General features: G+C 38.7%; 16 protein-coding genes. All 16 read left to right on the forward strand.

The features are described from left to right. The first annotated feature begins 169 nt into the window (after window positions 1-169). The 16 genes from trmFO to flgD all read left to right on the forward strand — a co-directional run bounded on the left by trmFO (window position 170) and on the right by flgD (window position 15,716). On the forward strand, window positions 170-1,474 hold the full coding sequence (gene trmFO, locus ACRPLY_RS07035) for an FADH(2)-oxidizing methylenetetrahydrofolate--tRNA-(uracil(54)-C(5))-methyltransferase TrmFO (RefSeq protein ID WP_028411436.1): 1,305 nt from the start codon (window positions 170-172) through the stop codon (window positions 1,472-1,474). 65 nt (window positions 1,475-1,539) lie between these two features. Continuing rightward, entirely contained in the window at window positions 1,540-2,442 is a 903-nt protein-coding gene (xerC, locus tag ACRPLY_RS07040) for a tyrosine recombinase XerC (protein WP_014458427.1), read from the forward strand. A 14-nt stretch (window positions 2,443-2,456) separates the two neighbouring features. Next, window positions 2,457-2,999, forward strand: a complete 543-nt coding sequence (gene hslV, locus ACRPLY_RS07045; protein WP_013058884.1) for an ATP-dependent protease subunit HslV — start codon at window positions 2,457-2,459, stop codon at window positions 2,997-2,999. 16 nt (window positions 3,000-3,015) lie between these two features. Beyond that, on the forward strand, window positions 3,016-4,416 hold the full coding sequence (gene hslU, locus ACRPLY_RS07050) for an HslU--HslV peptidase ATPase subunit (RefSeq protein ID WP_013084801.1): 1,401 nt from the start codon (window positions 3,016-3,018) through the stop codon (window positions 4,414-4,416). A 28-nt stretch (window positions 4,417-4,444) separates the two neighbouring features. Further along, window positions 4,445-5,224, forward strand: coding sequence for a GTP-sensing pleiotropic transcriptional regulator CodY (gene codY / locus ACRPLY_RS07055; RefSeq protein ID WP_013058882.1), 780 nt, complete (start codon window positions 4,445-4,447; stop codon window positions 5,222-5,224). A 443-nt stretch (window positions 5,225-5,667) separates the two neighbouring features. Beyond that, entirely contained in the window at window positions 5,668-6,057 is a 390-nt protein-coding gene (gene flgB / locus ACRPLY_RS07060) for a flagellar basal body rod protein FlgB (protein ID WP_432231695.1), read from the forward strand. A gap of 2 nt (window positions 6,058-6,059) precedes the next feature. After that, complete coding sequence (gene flgC, locus ACRPLY_RS07065) at window positions 6,060-6,509, forward strand: flagellar basal body rod protein FlgC (RefSeq protein WP_014458431.1); 450 nt, start codon at window positions 6,060-6,062, stop codon at window positions 6,507-6,509. A 12-nt stretch (window positions 6,510-6,521) separates the two neighbouring features. Next, window positions 6,522-6,812, forward strand: a complete 291-nt coding sequence (gene fliE, locus ACRPLY_RS07070; protein WP_028411433.1) for a flagellar hook-basal body complex protein FliE — start codon at window positions 6,522-6,524, stop codon at window positions 6,810-6,812. Window positions 6,813-6,861: 49 nt separating this feature from the next. After that, the gene (fliF, locus tag ACRPLY_RS07075) at window positions 6,862-8,454 is read left to right on the forward strand and encodes a flagellar basal-body MS-ring/collar protein FliF (RefSeq protein WP_432231696.1); all 1,593 of its coding nucleotides are present in this window, start codon (window positions 6,862-6,864) and stop codon (window positions 8,452-8,454) included. Between the two features lie 11 nt (window positions 8,455-8,465). Beyond that, window positions 8,466-9,485, forward strand: a complete 1,020-nt coding sequence (gene fliG, locus ACRPLY_RS07080; protein ID WP_025750326.1) for a flagellar motor switch protein FliG — start codon at window positions 8,466-8,468, stop codon at window positions 9,483-9,485. Next, complete coding sequence (gene fliH / locus ACRPLY_RS07085) at window positions 9,478-10,266, forward strand: flagellar assembly protein FliH (RefSeq protein ID WP_432231697.1); 789 nt, start codon at window positions 9,478-9,480, stop codon at window positions 10,264-10,266. Before fliG ends, fliH begins: the two co-directional genes overlap by 8 nt. Then, entirely contained in the window at window positions 10,241-11,554 is a 1,314-nt protein-coding gene (gene fliI, locus ACRPLY_RS07090) for a flagellar protein export ATPase FliI (protein ID WP_432231698.1), read from the forward strand. Before fliH ends, fliI begins: the two co-directional genes overlap by 26 nt. A gap of 2 nt (window positions 11,555-11,556) precedes the next feature. Further along, complete coding sequence (fliJ, locus tag ACRPLY_RS07095) at window positions 11,557-12,000, forward strand: flagellar export protein FliJ (RefSeq protein ID WP_028411429.1); 444 nt, start codon at window positions 11,557-11,559, stop codon at window positions 11,998-12,000. Window positions 12,001-12,009: 9 nt separating this feature from the next. After that, on the forward strand, window positions 12,010-12,642 hold the full coding sequence (locus ACRPLY_RS07100; RefSeq protein ID WP_033579781.1) for a MotE family protein: 633 nt from the start codon (window positions 12,010-12,012) through the stop codon (window positions 12,640-12,642). Window positions 12,643-12,659: 17 nt separating this feature from the next. Continuing rightward, the gene (locus tag ACRPLY_RS07105) at window positions 12,660-15,278 is read left to right on the forward strand and encodes a flagellar hook-length control protein FliK (protein ID WP_432231699.1); all 2,619 of its coding nucleotides are present in this window, start codon (window positions 12,660-12,662) and stop codon (window positions 15,276-15,278) included. 9 nt (window positions 15,279-15,287) lie between these two features. Continuing rightward, window positions 15,288-15,716 (forward strand): flagellar hook assembly protein FlgD, encoded by a 429-nt coding sequence (gene flgD, locus ACRPLY_RS07110; RefSeq protein WP_033579782.1) that lies wholly within the window; start codon window positions 15,288-15,290, stop codon window positions 15,714-15,716. The last annotated feature ends 11 nt before the right edge of the window (window positions 15,717-15,727 follow it).

Raw genomic sequence — 15,727 nt, forward strand, 5'->3', positions numbered from 1 at the left:
AATAGCAGTTATATAAGATGCGGCGACATTGCTTCATGTGCTAAAATGGAAACGTTATTAGCGACATTGAGTAATGTCGCATTTTCTTTGTCCCGTTAAAAAAGGAAAAGACAAGTGAATGAATAAGCAAAATGATAGAAAAGATAGAAATGAAGTTGGAGGATTTACAATGAATGAACAAGTAATTAATGTTATTGGAGCAGGTCTTGCTGGAAGTGAAGCAGCTTGGCAAATCGCAAAGCGCGGTTTGAAAGTCCGTCTTTATGAGATGAGACCAGTAAAGCAAACACCTGCTCATCATACGGACAAATTTGCTGAATTAGTATGTAGTAATTCACTGCGTGCGAATACATTAACAAATGCAGTGGGTGTGCTAAAAGAAGAAATGCGATTATTAGACTCTGTCATTATTCGTTCAGCAGACGAGTGTGCGGTTCCAGCAGGTGGAGCACTGGCTGTTGATCGTCACGAATTTGCCTCTCGTGTGACGGAAAGCGTTAAAAACCATCCGAACGTAACGGTTGTTAATGAAGAAATTACGGAAATTCCACAGGGACCAACTGTTATTGCAACAGGTCCGCTAACGTCAAAAGATTTATCGGAACAGCTGCGCGCGTTAACAAGTGAAGATTATTTATATTTTTACGATGCGGCTGCACCTATTATTGAAAAAGACAGCATTGATATGGATAAAGTATATCTTAAATCTCGCTATGACAAAGGGGAAGCTGCCTATTTAAACTGTCCGATGACAAAAGAAGAATTCCAGCGCTTTCATGAAGCATTAATCAATGCAGAGACGGTTCCTTTAAAAGAATTTGAGAAGGAAATTTATTTTGAAGGATGTATGCCAATTGAAGTAATGGCTTCACGCGGAGAAAAAACAATGCTCTTTGGACCAATGAAACCAGTTGGGTTAGAAGATCCGAAAACAGGAAAGAGACCTTATGCAGTTGTTCAGCTTCGTCAAGATGATGCAGCAGGTACACTATATAATATTGTAGGTTTCCAAACACATTTAAAATGGGGAGCACAAAAAGAAGTATTAAGCTTAATCCCAGGTTTAGAAAATGCAGAAGTAGTACGCTACGGAGTTATGCATAGAAATACGTTTATTAATTCTCCTAAATTGTTAAAGCCTACGTATCAATATCGCGAGCGTGATGACTTATTCTTTGCTGGACAAATGACGGGAGTAGAAGGATATGTAGAATCAGCTGCGAGCGGATTAATGGCAGGAATGAACGCGGCTCGACTCGTGCTTGGTGAAGAATTGGTTGTATTGCCGCAGGAAACAGCGATTGGCAGTATGGCTCACTATATCACACATACAAACGCCAAAAACTTCCAGCCGATGAATGCCAACTTTGGCTTATTCAAAGAATTGGAAGTGCGAATCAAAAACAAACAAGAACGAAATGAAACGCTGGCTAAACGAGCATTGGAAACTATTCAGAATTTTACAACAAAATAATCAAAATTGTTTGCAAGGGCTACTTAATTGTGATAATATTTAGTAGCCCTTGTGAGGTGATAACATTGGAATTTGTTAAAGATGTATTAAATTCCTTTCTAGAATATTTACAAATTGAGAAAAATTATTCAAAATATACAGTTGACTGCTATGAAAAAGACATAGGTATCTTCATGTCTTTTATGCAGGAAGAGCAAATACAAAACCTACAAAGTGTTACATATGCTGATGCAAGGCTGTTTTTAACACGCCTATATGAAAAGCAGTATTCAAAAAGATCGATGTCACGCAAAATTTCTTGTTTGAGAACGTTTTATCGTTACTTAAATAGAGAAGAATTAGTAGAAGATAATCCATTTGCGCTCGTTACCCTTCCTAAAAAGGAAGAGAGAAATCCTCGCTTCCTGTATGAAGAGGAGATTGTGAAATTATTTCAAATGAATGACTTAACAACTCCGTTAGGGCAGCGTAATCAGTCTCTCTTAGAATTGCTGTATGCCACCGGAATACGAGTGAGTGAATGTGCATCTATTAAGCTTAGCGATATAGATTTTTCACTTCAAACTTTGCTCGTATATGGCAAAGGGAAAAAACAACGGTACGTGCCATTTGGCTGTTATGCCAAGGACGCTCTTAGAGTATATATAGATAATGGAAGAAAGCTTCTTTTAAAAAAGGCTCCTTCTGATACTCATTCGCTCTTTTTAAATTATAAGGGGACACCGTTGACAGACCGAGGCATACGCTTAGTCATTGATCAGTTAGTAAAGAAAACCGCTGAGAATATACATATTAGTCCACACGTTTTGCGGCATACTTTTGCGACTCATATGTTAAATGAAGGGGCAGATTTACGTACAGTTCAAGAAATGCTAGGTCATGAACATTTATCAACCACTCAAATATACACACATGTGACGAAGGATCGTTTAAAGGCAGTTTATATGAATCACCATCCTCGCGCATAAAAGGAGGAGTTAATTTGTCTACTTTCCATGCTACTACGATTTTTGCAGTTCAGCATAACGGTCAATGTGCCATGTCTGGGGACGGACAAGTAACGTTTGGAAATGCTGTTGTGATGAAACATACTGCTCGAAAAGTAAGACGTCTATTTCAAGGGCAAGTTCTTGCCGGCTTTGCAGGTTCAGTAGCTGATGCATTCACTCTTTTTGAATTATTTGAAACGAAGCTTGAAGAGTATAACGGAAATCTTCAGCGTGCAGCCGTGGAGCTTGCTAAACAATGGAGAAGTGACAAAGTATTGCGAAAGTTAGAAGCAATGCTTATTGTTATGAACAAAGATAACTTACTGTTAGTATCAGGAACGGGTGAAGTTATTGAACCGGACGACGGCATTTTAGCAATTGGATCAGGCGGAAATTATGCTTTATCAGCGGGACGTGCATTAAAACAACATGCAGGCGAACATTTAACAGCTAAAGAAATTGCAAAAGCAGCTTTAGATGTAGCAAGTGAGATATGTGTTTATACAAATGATCATATTATTGTAGAAGAACTGTAGGAAAGGGGATTTTTTTATGAATTCTCATTTAACACCTCGACAAATTGTAGAAAAGCTCGATCAGTATATTATTGGTCAAACGAAGGCAAAGAAAGCGGTCGCTGTTGCGCTGCGAAATCGCTATCGCCGCGGTCTGCTAGACGAATCTTTACGTGATGAAGTTGTGCCGAAAAACATTTTAATGATTGGTCCTACAGGTGTGGGTAAAACCGAGATTGCACGCCGCTTAGCTAAGCTTGTCGGTGCACCTTTTATTAAGGTTGAGGCAACAAAATTTACGGAAGTTGGATATGTAGGACGCGATGTGGAATCAATGGTTCGTGATTTAGTGGAAACGTCAGTTCGACTTGTGAAAGAAGAAAAAATGAACGGCGTGCGTGATCGTGCAGAAGAAAATGCAAACAAGCGGATAGTGGAGCTTCTTGTTCCAAGCAAAAAGAAGCAGCAATCGTTTAAAAATCCGTTTGAAATGATTTTTTCAAACGGTACACAGTCAAGCGATGCGGATCCTGATCAAGATGAGGAAACGAATATTGCAACGAAGCGCAAGCAGATTGCTCATCAGCTTGCTCTAGGAGAGCTTGAAAATCATTATGTCACAATTGAAGTAGAAGAGCAACAGCCTTCTATGTTTGATATGTTACAAGGTTCGGGTATGGAACAAATGGGCATGAACATGCAGGATGCCTTAAGCAATTTTATGCCTAAAAAACAAAAAAAGCGCAAACTTACTGTTAAAGATGCACGAAAAGTATTAACAAATGAAGAAGCGCAAAAATTGATTGATATGGATGAAGTGACGCAAGAAGCTGTGAATCGTGCAGAACAATACGGAATTATTTTCATTGACGAAATTGATAAAATTGCTCAAAAAAGTGGTAATTCATCTTCCGCTGATGTTTCACGTGAAGGCGTGCAGCGAGATATTTTACCAATTGTAGAAGGATCAACGATTGTTACCAAATATGGTGCAGTCAAAACTGATCATGTTTTATTTGTAGCAGCTGGTGCTTTCCATGTATCAAAACCGTCGGATTTAATTCCAGAATTGCAAGGTCGATTCCCAATTCGCGTTGAATTAACGAAGCTAACCGTTGAAGATTTTATAAACATTTTAGTAGAGCCAGATAATGCGTTATTAAAGCAATATGCGGCATTATTGGAAACTGAAGGTATACAAATTGAATTTTCTGACGATGCTATACGTAAGATTGCAGAAATTGCATATCAGGTAAATCAAGATACAGACAATATTGGTGCAAGAAGGCTTCATACGATTTTAGAACGTTTGCTAGAGGATTTATCGTTTGAAGCACCAGAAGTAACATTAGAGAAAATTGTGATTACTCCGCAGTATGTGGAAGAAAAATTAGAAAAAATCGCTAAAAACAAAGATTTGAGTCAATTTATTTTATAGAACTGAAATCGCAGGAGGAAGAGTACTAATGGATTTATTAGGGAAAACTAGAAAGATTAATGCAATGCTACAAAAAGCAGCTGGTAAACCAGTAAACTTTAAAGAAATGGCTGAAACACTTTGCGAAGTGATCGAATCAAACGTATTCGTAGTAAGTCGTCGCGGTAAATTATTAGGAATCGCTGTTAAACAGCAAATTGAGAATGCGCGCATGAAAGATATGTTAGAAGCACGCCAGTTCCCAGAAGAATATACTCAAAGCCTATTTAACATTCAAGAAACATCTTCTAATTTAAACATTGAAAGTCAATATACAGCTTTCCCAGTTGAAAATAAAGACTTATTTGATGCAGGACTAACAACAATCGTTCCAATTATCGGAGGCGGAGAGCGTCTAGGTACGCTTGTACTATCTCGTTTAGACCGTCAGTTCGAAGACGATGATTTAATCCTTGCTGAATACGGTGCAACGGTAGTAGGTATGGAAATTCTTCGTGAAAAAGCAGAAGAGATTGAAGAAGAAGCGCGTAGCAAAGCTGTTGTACAAATGGCAATTAGCTCATTATCATACAGTGAGTTAGAAGCTATTGAGCACATCTTTGAAGAGTTAAATGGAAATGAAGGACTATTAGTCGCAAGTAAAATTGCTGACCGCGTTGGAATTACACGTTCAGTAATCGTAAATGCGCTACGTAAATTAGAAAGTGCTGGCGTTATCGAATCACGTTCGCTAGGAATGAAAGGAACTTACATTAAAGTTCTTAACAACAAATTCTTAGTAGAGCTTGAAAAATTAAAATCTAACTAAGTTTATGAACCAAAAAGCACACGGGCAAAGCCCGTGTGCTTTTTTTATATGCTCTCAGTATGAAAAGGTTCGCTCTGGGTTAAGACGATTCGTTCACTATTTTTATAAATCTTTAACAAACTTCATATAAAAATCTAAAAATTATATTATAGAATCTTTAAATAGTAAAAAGATACTAGTTGATTACAAATCGTTACTTTTATTACATATTGTTCAGGACTTATGGTATGCATTTTGATTTTAAATTAAAAAAATAGAGCTAAAGTACAGCATTGATGTTAAAATATGCTTGGAAATCGAATGAAAATTTTGGTTTATAGTCCAAAAGTTCTTAAAAAAGGATAGACATTGCATGAAGTTTTTCTTACAATAAGTTCTATGGTACTAAAGTCGAAATTTGTCTCATTTTTGAGAAAAATAGAATAGGTAAGCAGGTGTAAGAATTGAGTTTGTTTTCAACTACTTTTCAAACAATTGAAAATGGAATTAGCTACGCGTCACAAAAGCAGCAGACGATTGCAAAAAATATCGCAAACGTTGATACTCCAAATTATAAATCGAAAACAGTATCGCGTACGAGTGAATTTCGAGATTTATTACATAACGAGTTAGAAGCATATCAGACTGATTCAAAACATATCCCATTTTCCGATTCATCCCAGCGAGTGATTACCCAGCAAGGAAACACTTCCTATCAAGCAAATGGAAACAATGTGGATATGGATAAAGAGATGGCGGATATGGCTGAAAATCAAATTTACTATGAGGCGCTAGTAGATCGTTTAAACGGAAAATTTAATTCTCTTCAAACAGTCATTAGAGGGGGGAGATAAGTTTGACTATTTTTCAAAATATGAATATTACATCTTCAGCTTTAACTGCCAATCGTTTAAGGATGGACGTTGTTTCATCTAACATGGCGAATGCTGAAACGACAAGAGGGACGTACGTTAATGGTGAGTGGCAGCCTTACAAAAGAAAAATGGTTGTCATGCAGTCTGATCGTTCGCCTTCTTTTTCGTCTCTCTTACACTCTGAAATCAATAAAAGTCAAAACAATGGTGTAAAAGTCACAGATATCGTAGAAGATAATACTCCTTTTAATTTAGTATATAATCCGACGCATCCAGATGCTAATGACCAAGGGTACGTGCAGATGCCGAACGTAGATCCCTTAAAGGAAATGACGGATTTAATTAGTGCTACTCGATCCTATGAAGCAAACGTGACGGTCTTTAATACAAACAAAAGTATATTAACAAAGGCGTTAGAAATTGGAAAATAAAGGAGCGATAAAATGATTAATGGTATCAGCAATCAAATAGCAATAGCAAAAACAGCCGCTTCGACTGGCACTGGACAAACAACTCAACAGTTTTCAACGTTTTTAAAAGACTCAATCAATGAGTTAAACAATGCTCAACGCGCTTCGGATATAGCGACTGAAAAGCTTGCTAAAGGAGAAAATGTCGAACTCCAAGATGTAATGATTACTGCTCAAAAAGCAAGTATTACGATGCAAACGGCTCTTGAAATACGCAATAAAGCTGTTGAAGCCTATCAGGAAATGATGAGAATGCAAATGTAATTGAGCGGTTATTAAAGAAAATGAAAATAGTAATAACCGGAGGAATACCATGAATGAAAGAATAGCTCTTTATCGAGATAAGATGAAAGTCTTTTGGAATAACCGCAAAAAAGGACAGAAAATAGCCCTTATCGCTGCTCCTCTTGCGGCTATTCTAGTCATTAGTTTAGCATCTGTTTTCTTAAACAAAGATAAATTTGTCCCTCTTTATAGCAATCTATCGGCTCAAGAAACAGGACAAATCAAAGCAGAGCTTGATGCTAGAAGCGTTCCTTCAGAAATCTCTGATAATGGAACAACCATTTCGGTGCCTGAACAAAGCGTTGACTCGCTAAAAGTTGATTTAGCTGCACAAGGAATTCCTGATAGCGGAAGTATCGACTATTCGTTTTTTGGGAAAAATGCGAGCTTTGGTATGACAGACAATGAATTTGATGTGTTAAAACTCGATGCGATGCAAACTGAATTGGCTAACTTAATGAAAAACATTCAAGGAGTCAACGATGCAAAAGTGATGATTACCCTTCCCAATGAAAGTGTATGGGCGAATGAAAAGCAGGGAGAAGCCTCTGCATCGATTGTGCTTAATACAAAGGCTGGTTATAAATTTGATGATCAGCAAATTAAATCTCTTTATCATTTAGTATCCAAAAGTGTGCCAAACCTTCCTACAGATAATATCGTCATTATGAACCAATATTTTGAGTACTTTGATTTAAAAGGAAATGAAACGGATTCAGCTTCTAGCTCATTTGCTTCGCAGAACGAAGCGAAAAAAGAAGTTGAGCGGGATATTCAGCGTCAAGTACAGCAAATGCTAGGAAGACTGGTCGGTCAAGACAAAGTAATGGTCTCTGTTACAGCAGATCTTGATTTTACACAGGAAAATCGCGAAGAAAAGCTAGTAGAGCCTGTTGATAAAGATAATATGCAAGGAATTGCCGTTAGCGCTGAAAAAATCAATGAAACATTTTCTGGTAAAAATGCTCAAGATGGAGGCGTTGCTGGAACAGGAGAAGAAGATACAACAAATTACTCATCTAGCACAGCAAGTGGAGACGGAGACTACGAAAAAAACGAAGAACGTATTAATTATGAAGTGAATCGAATTCATAAAGAAATCGTTGAAAGTCCATACAAAATTCAAGACCTTGGCATTCAAGTAATGATAGATCCCTCCAATGCAAAAGGGAAATCACAAGTGTCCGATACACTTGAGTCAGACGTTCAAAAAATGTTAGGTACAATTGTCCGTACTTCTATTTCAAAAGATGCAAATACGAAAGCTCTCTCGGATAACGCGGTCAGCGATAAGATTACCGTTTCCGTTCAGCCGTTTAATGGACAAGAAACAGCTGACAGCACAGCAAGTTCGATTCCATTGTGGATGTATATAATCGGAGGAGCACTGCTGCTTATTATTGTTGTTCTTATTGTGCTGTTGGTTAGGAAAAGGCGTCAAGACTTAGATGAAGACGAATATGATGAAGAGTATGATGAAACTTTAGAAGCATATGAAGCGGCACAAAAAGCCCCTGTTTTAAGTGCTGAACAGCAAACAAAAAGCAATCTTGAAACGTTAGCGAAGCAAGACCCGGAAGAGTTTGCAAAGCTGCTACGAACATGGATTAGTGAGGATTAGGAGGAAAGCTAATGGTAAAGGCTATGCAAAAAAATGAGTTAACTGGAAAGCAAAAAGCAGCAATTTTGTTGATTTCTCTCGGTCCGGATGTATCAGCTTCTATCTATAAACATCTCAGTGAAGATGAAATTGAGCAACTAACGCTTGAAATTTCTTCAGTGAGAAAGGTAGAGCCGTCCCTAAAAGAAGCTGTGCTTCATGAGTTTGAACAAATAACGCTTGCTCAAAACTACCTTGAAAAAGGAGGAGTAAGCTATGCGAAACAGGTGTTAGAAAAAGCACTTGGACCAGAGCAGGCTATGATGATTATCAATCGATTAACTTCTTCTTTGCAAGTTCGTCCGTTTGACTTTGCCAGAAAAGCTGATCCTATGCAGCTGTTAAATTTTATTCAGCATGAGCATCCTCAGACGATTGCCCTTATTTTATCTTACTTAGAACCGCCGCAGGCAGGACAAATCTTATCATCACTGCCTCAGGAAAGGCAAGCGGATATTGCAAGGCGGATTGCAACGATGGGAAGTACGTCTCCGGAAGTCATTAATGAAGTGGAGCAAATTTTAGAGAGAAAGCTTTCAGCTACCGTTACCCAAGACTATACCCAAACAGGTGGTTTAGAAGCAGTAGTTGAAGTATTAAATGGAGTGGACCGAGCGACTGAAAAAATTATTATTGATACGCTTGAAATTCAAGATCCGGCATTAGCAGAAGAAATCAAACAGCGAATGTTTGTATTTGAGGATATCGTAACGCTCGATAACCGTTCTATTCAGCGTGTGATACGAGATGTAGAAAATGATGATTTATTGTTGAGCTTAAAAGTAGCAAGTGAAGAAGTGAAATCTATTATTTTTAAAAATATGTCTAGCCGTATGGTGGAAACGTTTAAAGAAGAAATGGAATTTATGGGCCCTGTGCGTTTGAAAGATGTAGAGGAAGCCCAGTCACGTATCGTTGCTGCAATTAGACGTTTAGAAGATGCTGGTGAAATTGTACTAGCTCGAGGTGGAGGAGACGATATTATTGTCTAATATCATTAAATCAACTTATACGAACAAACTTTCAGACGAAAATGCTAAGCACATTCAAGTCATTCCATTTGGTTTTCCGATACAAGATGAGCCGACAGAAGAACATCTTCAGCAAGAAAATGCACAGCACGTTATTGAACAAGCGCATAGTGAAGCTGAAATGATAAAGACCGAGGCAGACGCTTACCGCAAACAAGCTCAAAACGAAGTTGAACATTTGAAAAAGCAGTGGGAAGAAGAGAAGGTGCTGCTGTTTCAACAAGAAAAAAAACGCGGCTATGAAGAAGGGTACGAAGAAGGGCTGCTTCAAGGGAAACAAGAGTACGAACATGTATTAGCCATGTCGCGAAACATTGTTGACGAAACAAAGAATCAGTACTACGAATATATAAATCAATCTGAAGAAGTCATTTTTGAATTAGGTTTCACCCTAGCAGAAACGCTTTTAAATGAGCAGCTTCAAAGAGATGAATCATTTTTATCACTTGTTGCAAGGTCTTTAAAAGAAGTTAGAGAACATAAAGAAATCCAGCTTTTTGTTTCTCCCAAAAAATATGCATATGTATGTGAACATAAACGAGAACTGTTCGATTTATTAAACGGAGAAACCGGGCTGTTTATTTATGCAGATGAAAATCTTCAGGAAATGGATTGTGTCATCGATTCCTCTTATGGGCGTCTTGTTGCTTCTTTTGATAGTCAGTTAATGGAAATGAAGAAAAAATTAAAAGAACGTTTGTTAGAGGGGAGTAAACATGAAAGTCGCACAACTCATTCATGAAATCCCGCGCACATCTTCTTTTAAACGGTACGGGAAAGTCAGCCGAGTAGTAGGAATGATGATTGAATCTAAAGGACCTAGAACGTCAATAGGAGATGTTTGTTTTATTCATCTCAGTGAACGAGGAGATAAAATTCGTGCAGAAGTTGTTGGTTTTAACGGTGAGCACGTCGTTTTAATGCCTTATACGTCTGTTCGATATATCGGACCTGGCTGCCTAGTGGAAACAACAGAAAAACCTCTGCAGGTAAGCGTGGGGAAAGAGTTAATAGGTCAAGTGCTTGATTCGTTAGGCAACCCTTTAGATGGGTCTGAACTTTCTCATTATTTGCCTTTTGTTTTAACCGATCAAGACCCCCCTAATCCTTTAGAGCGCCCGCCTATTGAACAGCCTATTGAAGTAGGTGTACGGACGATTGATAGTTTGTTAACCGTAGGCCGAGGGCAGCGCATAGGTATTTTTGCAGGAAGCGGTGTTGGGAAAAGTACGCTGCTCGGGATGATTGCTCGTAATACAAAAGCAGATATCAATGTCATTGCCCTTGTAGGCGAGCGAGGAAGAGAAGTTAGAGAATTTATTGAACGAGATCTTGGAGAGGAAGGGTTAAAGCGCTCCGTTGTAGTAGTTGCTACCTCGGATCAGCCTGCTCTACTTCGAATGAAAGCAGCATATACAGCTACTTCTATTGCTGAATACTTTCGAGATGAGGGGCTGAGCGTCATGATGATGATGGATTCTGTTACCCGTATAGCAATGGCTCAGAGAGAAATTGGATTAGCCGTAGGTGAACCTCCGACTACCAAAGGTTATACACCATCTGTTTTTGCTAGCTTGCCAAGGCTGCTTGAACGTACAGGGACTAATCAACATGGATCTATTACCGCTTTTTACACTGTATTAGTAGACGGTGATGATATGAACGAACCTATTTCGGATACGGTGCGAGGCATTATAGACGGACATATTGTACTAGACAGGGAGCTTGCCAATAAAGGTCAATATCCGGCCATCAATGTCTTAAAAAGCGTTAGTCGCGTGATGAACCATATCGTAAGTGAACGGCATAAAGAAGCAGCTGAAAAACTGCGTTCATTAATGGCTACCTACGCTAATTCTGAAGACTTAATTAACATAGGTGCCTACAAAAGAGGATCTTCTGCTTACATTGATGAGGCAATCCACTATCATCCTGTCATTGAGGCGTTTTTAAAGCAAAAAACGAACGAACATCCATCGTTTGAAACAAGTGTAACAAAGCTCTGTGAACTGTTTGTGAAAGGTGAGTAAATATGGCATATGAATTTAGGTTATCTAAAATAATGGCAATTAAGTCAAATGAAAAAGATGAACTGCTATCTCAATATAATCAGTCCTTACAGCAGTTTGAAACAGCGGGTGAAAAGCTTTATAAAAAGTTAAAAGAAAAAGAAACGCTGATTGAACAGCATACGGGCAAAATGAAGCAGGGGCTTTCTATTTTAGAAATTACATCATTTCAGCAGTTTTTAACAAGTGCCGAACGAGTGATTGAAAGGCTGCAACAAGAGGTCATGTTTGCCAGACAGCAAATGAACTTAAAGAAACTGAAGCTAGAAGAAAAGAATATAGAAGTAAAGAAGTATGAAAAATTAAAAAAGAAAGACTACGATTCTTATATAACAGCGGAAAAACAATTAGAAGCGAAGCAAATGGATGAGCTGTCTTTACAGCAGTACATGCTGCATAGAAATTAGGTGAAAAACATGGCTAAACGAAAAGAATTAAGAGAAGAGTACGAAGAAGAAAACTATGAAGATGGGAAATCTTACAGTAAAAGCCAGGTGTTTTTATTTTTAATCTTTATTCCAGCGGTGTTCCTCATCTTGGCAGCTTACATTGTCCTGACACTTTTAGGCGTCAATATAAATGATAAGGTTTCTGCTGTTACACACGCCATTCCATTTGTATCAAGTGAGCAGTCACAAAAAAATGAAAATATTCAAGAAAGCAATGAAGAAATACAAAAGCAGGTTGAGAGCCTTCAAAAGAAGCTGAGCACGAAAGAAAAGCAAATTTCAGCCTATGAGAAAACGATCAGTACAAAAGATCGTCAAATGGATGAACTAAAAATTGAAATGCGTGATATGGAAGAAAAAGCCGATGACGAAGCGAAAAAACAAAAGAACAATCAGCTGGCGAAAAAAGATGTCATTGCTACCTATGAAAACATGTCTCCTAAAAATGCAGCGCTCATTTTTGCCGAATTAAAAGAAGACAAAGCGGTCGCGATGCTTAAGCAGTTCAAAGCAAGTACAAGAACGGCAATCTTAGAAAAAATGGATCCGAAAGTAGCTGCACGCTATACGACATTGTTAACAGATCAGATTGATGAATAAAAGCAGAGGTGAAAACAGTGGAAATTTCACTACGTCCAGCAGCTGCATCAAAGGTAAACTGCGATGAAAAAGCGGCTGTTATTCAGACTCAGGGTTTTTTTGAAGAAATCGTTCAACAGCTTCAGCAGCTAAATGCGCAACCTTTAGCGAGCCGGGAGAAATCATTGAATGAACAAGCGATAAATCAAGACGTCTTTAACGCGGTCGGGTTAATTGCGATTCAGTTAAGCGAAGCAGAATATGAAGGAGATGAACCGTCTGTCTTATACGAACATCTAGCCGAAATGATCAGTAGTATTCCAAGTAGTCTAGATTTGGAACAGCCGCTTCTAAAGCTGCAGCACGTGTTAACAGAAATGCAGCAGGAACCTGTTTCATCTAAAACAGACAGTCAAGAACAATATTTGTCTTCTATTTCTAGCTTGTTGACTATATGTAAAAACACGTCGTCTGCGTTTCAAACAGAATTCGCTGAGCTGATGGAAGAACTACAAAAACCGCAGCTACAGTCAGTGAAGCTTTCAGATACGCAGCTTCAAGGCTTGGAGAAAGCTGCTGTTGAAAAAATAGAGAAAATTCATAAACAACCACGTGTATTAACCGATACCTTACATGAAAAGCGCTCAGCTGGTTTCTTCGCCGTTGTTCATGCGGCTCCAAAAAGTTCTGTAAGAGATAGGGCCGCTTTTCAGAACGCGGAAAAAGTGCCGCTTTTGAATCAGTTTCCATGGAAAAAAGATGTGTTTTTAGGTAACCCAAGTATAGATAGTGAAAGTTCTTTCACCGCTAAAACGGCCTTGGTGATGTTAGAAAATAACCCATCAGCTTTTGGAGCTGGAGAAATGCTTAAGATTCAAGAGTTTTCTATTGATCTAGGACAAGCAAACTCTGATCATCAACAGTCTGACAATCTGGTAAACGAGCTGCAAAAGGTATGGAGTAAAGCTTCGATCAGTACTGAAGAAGGAGCAGCCAAGCTTTCCATTAAGCTGTTTCCAAAGCAGCTAGGTACGATTTCGATTGAAGTGCTTCAACAAGACAATGAAAAAATTGCGCAGGTTGTGGTAACGTCAGCGAAAACAAAAAAGCTTTTAGACGCCAGCCTTTTCAGCTTACGACAAGCTCTTGCGTCTCAACGCGTAGCGGTTGATCAAGTGGATGCGGCGGGCGTTCAAGCAGCTCCAGAAAGTTCTGTAACAGAGATGAATGCTTTTGGTAAAGAAGAAAAAGAGCCGCAGTTTTCTATTGATTTAAGCCAAGCAAAATCAGACTATCAGCAGTCTAGGGATTTGGTAAATAATCTGGAAAAAATATGGAGTGAAGCTTCCATCAGTATTGAAGAAGGAGCAGCCAAGCTTTCCATTAAGCTGTTTCCAAAGCAGCTAGGTACGATTTCAATTAAAGTGTTTCAACAAGACAATGAAACGGTTGCACAAGTAGCTGTATCGTCAGTGGAAACAAAAGAGCTGTTAAATGCCAACCTTTTCAGTTTACGGCAAGCTCTCGCTTCTCAGCATGTATCGGTTGAACAAGTGGATGCGGCGGACGTTCAAGCAGCTCCAGAAAGCTGTGTAACAGAGATGAATGCTTTTGGTAAAGAAGAAAAAAGGCCGCAGTTTTCTATTGATTTAGGGAAAGCGAAATCAGATTATGAACAGTCTAGCGATCTGGTAAACAAGCTGGAGAAAATATGGAGTAAAGCTTCGAGTGGTTCTGAAGAGGGAGTATCCAAGCTTTCCATTCAGCTATTTCCAAAGAAGCTAGAGACAATATCAATTGAAGTGCTTCAACAAGACGATGAAACGATTGCGCAGGTTGTGGTAATGTCAGCGAAAACAAAAGAGCTGTTAGATGCCAATCTTTTCAGATTACGGCAAGCTCTCGGGTCTCAGCATGTATCGGTTGAACAAGGGGATGTGGACGCTGTTCATACAGCTTCAGAAAGTTCTGTGAAAAATATGACTGCTTTTCCTAAAGAAGAAAAAGTACCGTTTTTTAATCAGCTTCCATGGAAAAAAGATGTGGTTGTACCCAGCGGAAGTATAGATACCAATAGCTTTTCGAAAAATAGCGAAAGTTCGGCAGGTACACACACAACCGGGGCGCCAGTAGAGAATCAGCCATCATCCTTTGGAAGTGGAGAAATGCCTAAGCTTCAGCAGTTCTCTATTTATCTAGGGCAAGCAAAATCTGACTATCAGCAGTCTAGCAATTTGGTAAACGAGCTTGAGAAAGTATGGAGTAAAGCTTCGTTTAGTGCCGAAGAGGGAACATCCAAGCTTCTCATTAAGTTATTTCCTAAACAGCTAGGTGCGATTTCAATTGAAATGCTTCAGAAAGACAGCGAAACGGTTGCGCGAATTGTCGTATCGTCAGCAAAAACAAAAGAGTTATTGGACTCCAATCTTTCAACTTTGCGGCACGGTCTCGCGTCTCAGCATGTATCAATTGATAAAATCGATGTGCTACTGTCAGAACAAGCGATGTCGTATAACAATGAAAACGACCAGCAAAAAGAAAGACAAGAAAAAGAAGCGTTTAAAAAAGAAGAAGAAGATCAAGATTCACAACAATTGGAAGAATCGGCTTCCTTTCTATCTTCTTTTGAATCAGCGCTCATTAACTACAACGTATAGGTGATAACAATGACAAATGAAATTACGTCTGACTTGTATTTAAGCAATAGGGACACACAAGTGAAGCAAACGGGAAACAGCTCGCTTGGCAAAGATGACTTTTTGAAGCTTTTGATTGCTCAGCTTCAAAATCAAGATCCAATGAATCCAATGGAAGACAAAGACTTTATTGCTCAAATGGCTCAGTTTTCATCCCTTGAACAAATGACAAATATGAGCACATCGCTCAATACGTTTGTAACGCAGTCTCAGGCTTCTCCTATTTTAAAAGGAAGCGAATTAATTGGTAAAACCGCTGCATGGTTAGATGAAGAAGGAAATAAAAAGCAAGGAGTCATTTCAACAGCATCCGTCAAAAACAATGAGATATCGTTTACGATCAACGATGAAAATCATACGGTACTTTCGCTAAACGATATCTTAGAAGTAAGCAGTTAACCAACCAAATT

The organism is Priestia sp. TGN 0903, from assembly GCF_050846855.1.
GTDB classification, from domain to species: Bacteria; Bacillota; Bacilli; order Bacillales; family Bacillaceae_H; genus Priestia; species Priestia zanthoxyli.

Bases quoted from the DNA above. Each gene is read 5' to 3' on its own strand.
- fliJ (WP_028411429.1), top strand. From the start codon at position 11,557: ATGGCATATGAATTTAGGTTATCTAAAATAATGGCAATTAAGTCAAAT.
- trmFO (WP_028411436.1), top strand. From the start codon at position 170: ATGAATGAACAAGTAATTAATGTTATTGGAGCAGGTCTTGCTGGAAGT.
- flgD (WP_033579782.1), top strand. From the start codon at position 15,288: ATGACAAATGAAATTACGTCTGACTTGTATTTAAGCAATAGGGACACA.
- fliI (WP_432231698.1), top strand. From the start codon at position 10,241: ATGAAAGTCGCACAACTCATTCATGAAATCCCGCGCACATCTTCTTTT.
- fliF (WP_432231696.1), top strand. From the start codon at position 6,862: ATGAATGAAAGAATAGCTCTTTATCGAGATAAGATGAAAGTCTTTTGG.
- fliE (WP_028411433.1), top strand. From the start codon at position 6,522: ATGATTAATGGTATCAGCAATCAAATAGCAATAGCAAAAACAGCCGCT.
- ACRPLY_RS07100 (WP_033579781.1), top strand. From the start codon at position 12,010: ATGGCTAAACGAAAAGAATTAAGAGAAGAGTACGAAGAAGAAAACTAT.
- hslU (WP_013084801.1), top strand. From the start codon at position 3,016: ATGAATTCTCATTTAACACCTCGACAAATTGTAGAAAAGCTCGATCAG.
- codY (WP_013058882.1), top strand. From the start codon at position 4,445: ATGGATTTATTAGGGAAAACTAGAAAGATTAATGCAATGCTACAAAAA.
- fliG (WP_025750326.1), top strand. From the start codon at position 8,466: ATGGTAAAGGCTATGCAAAAAAATGAGTTAACTGGAAAGCAAAAAGCA.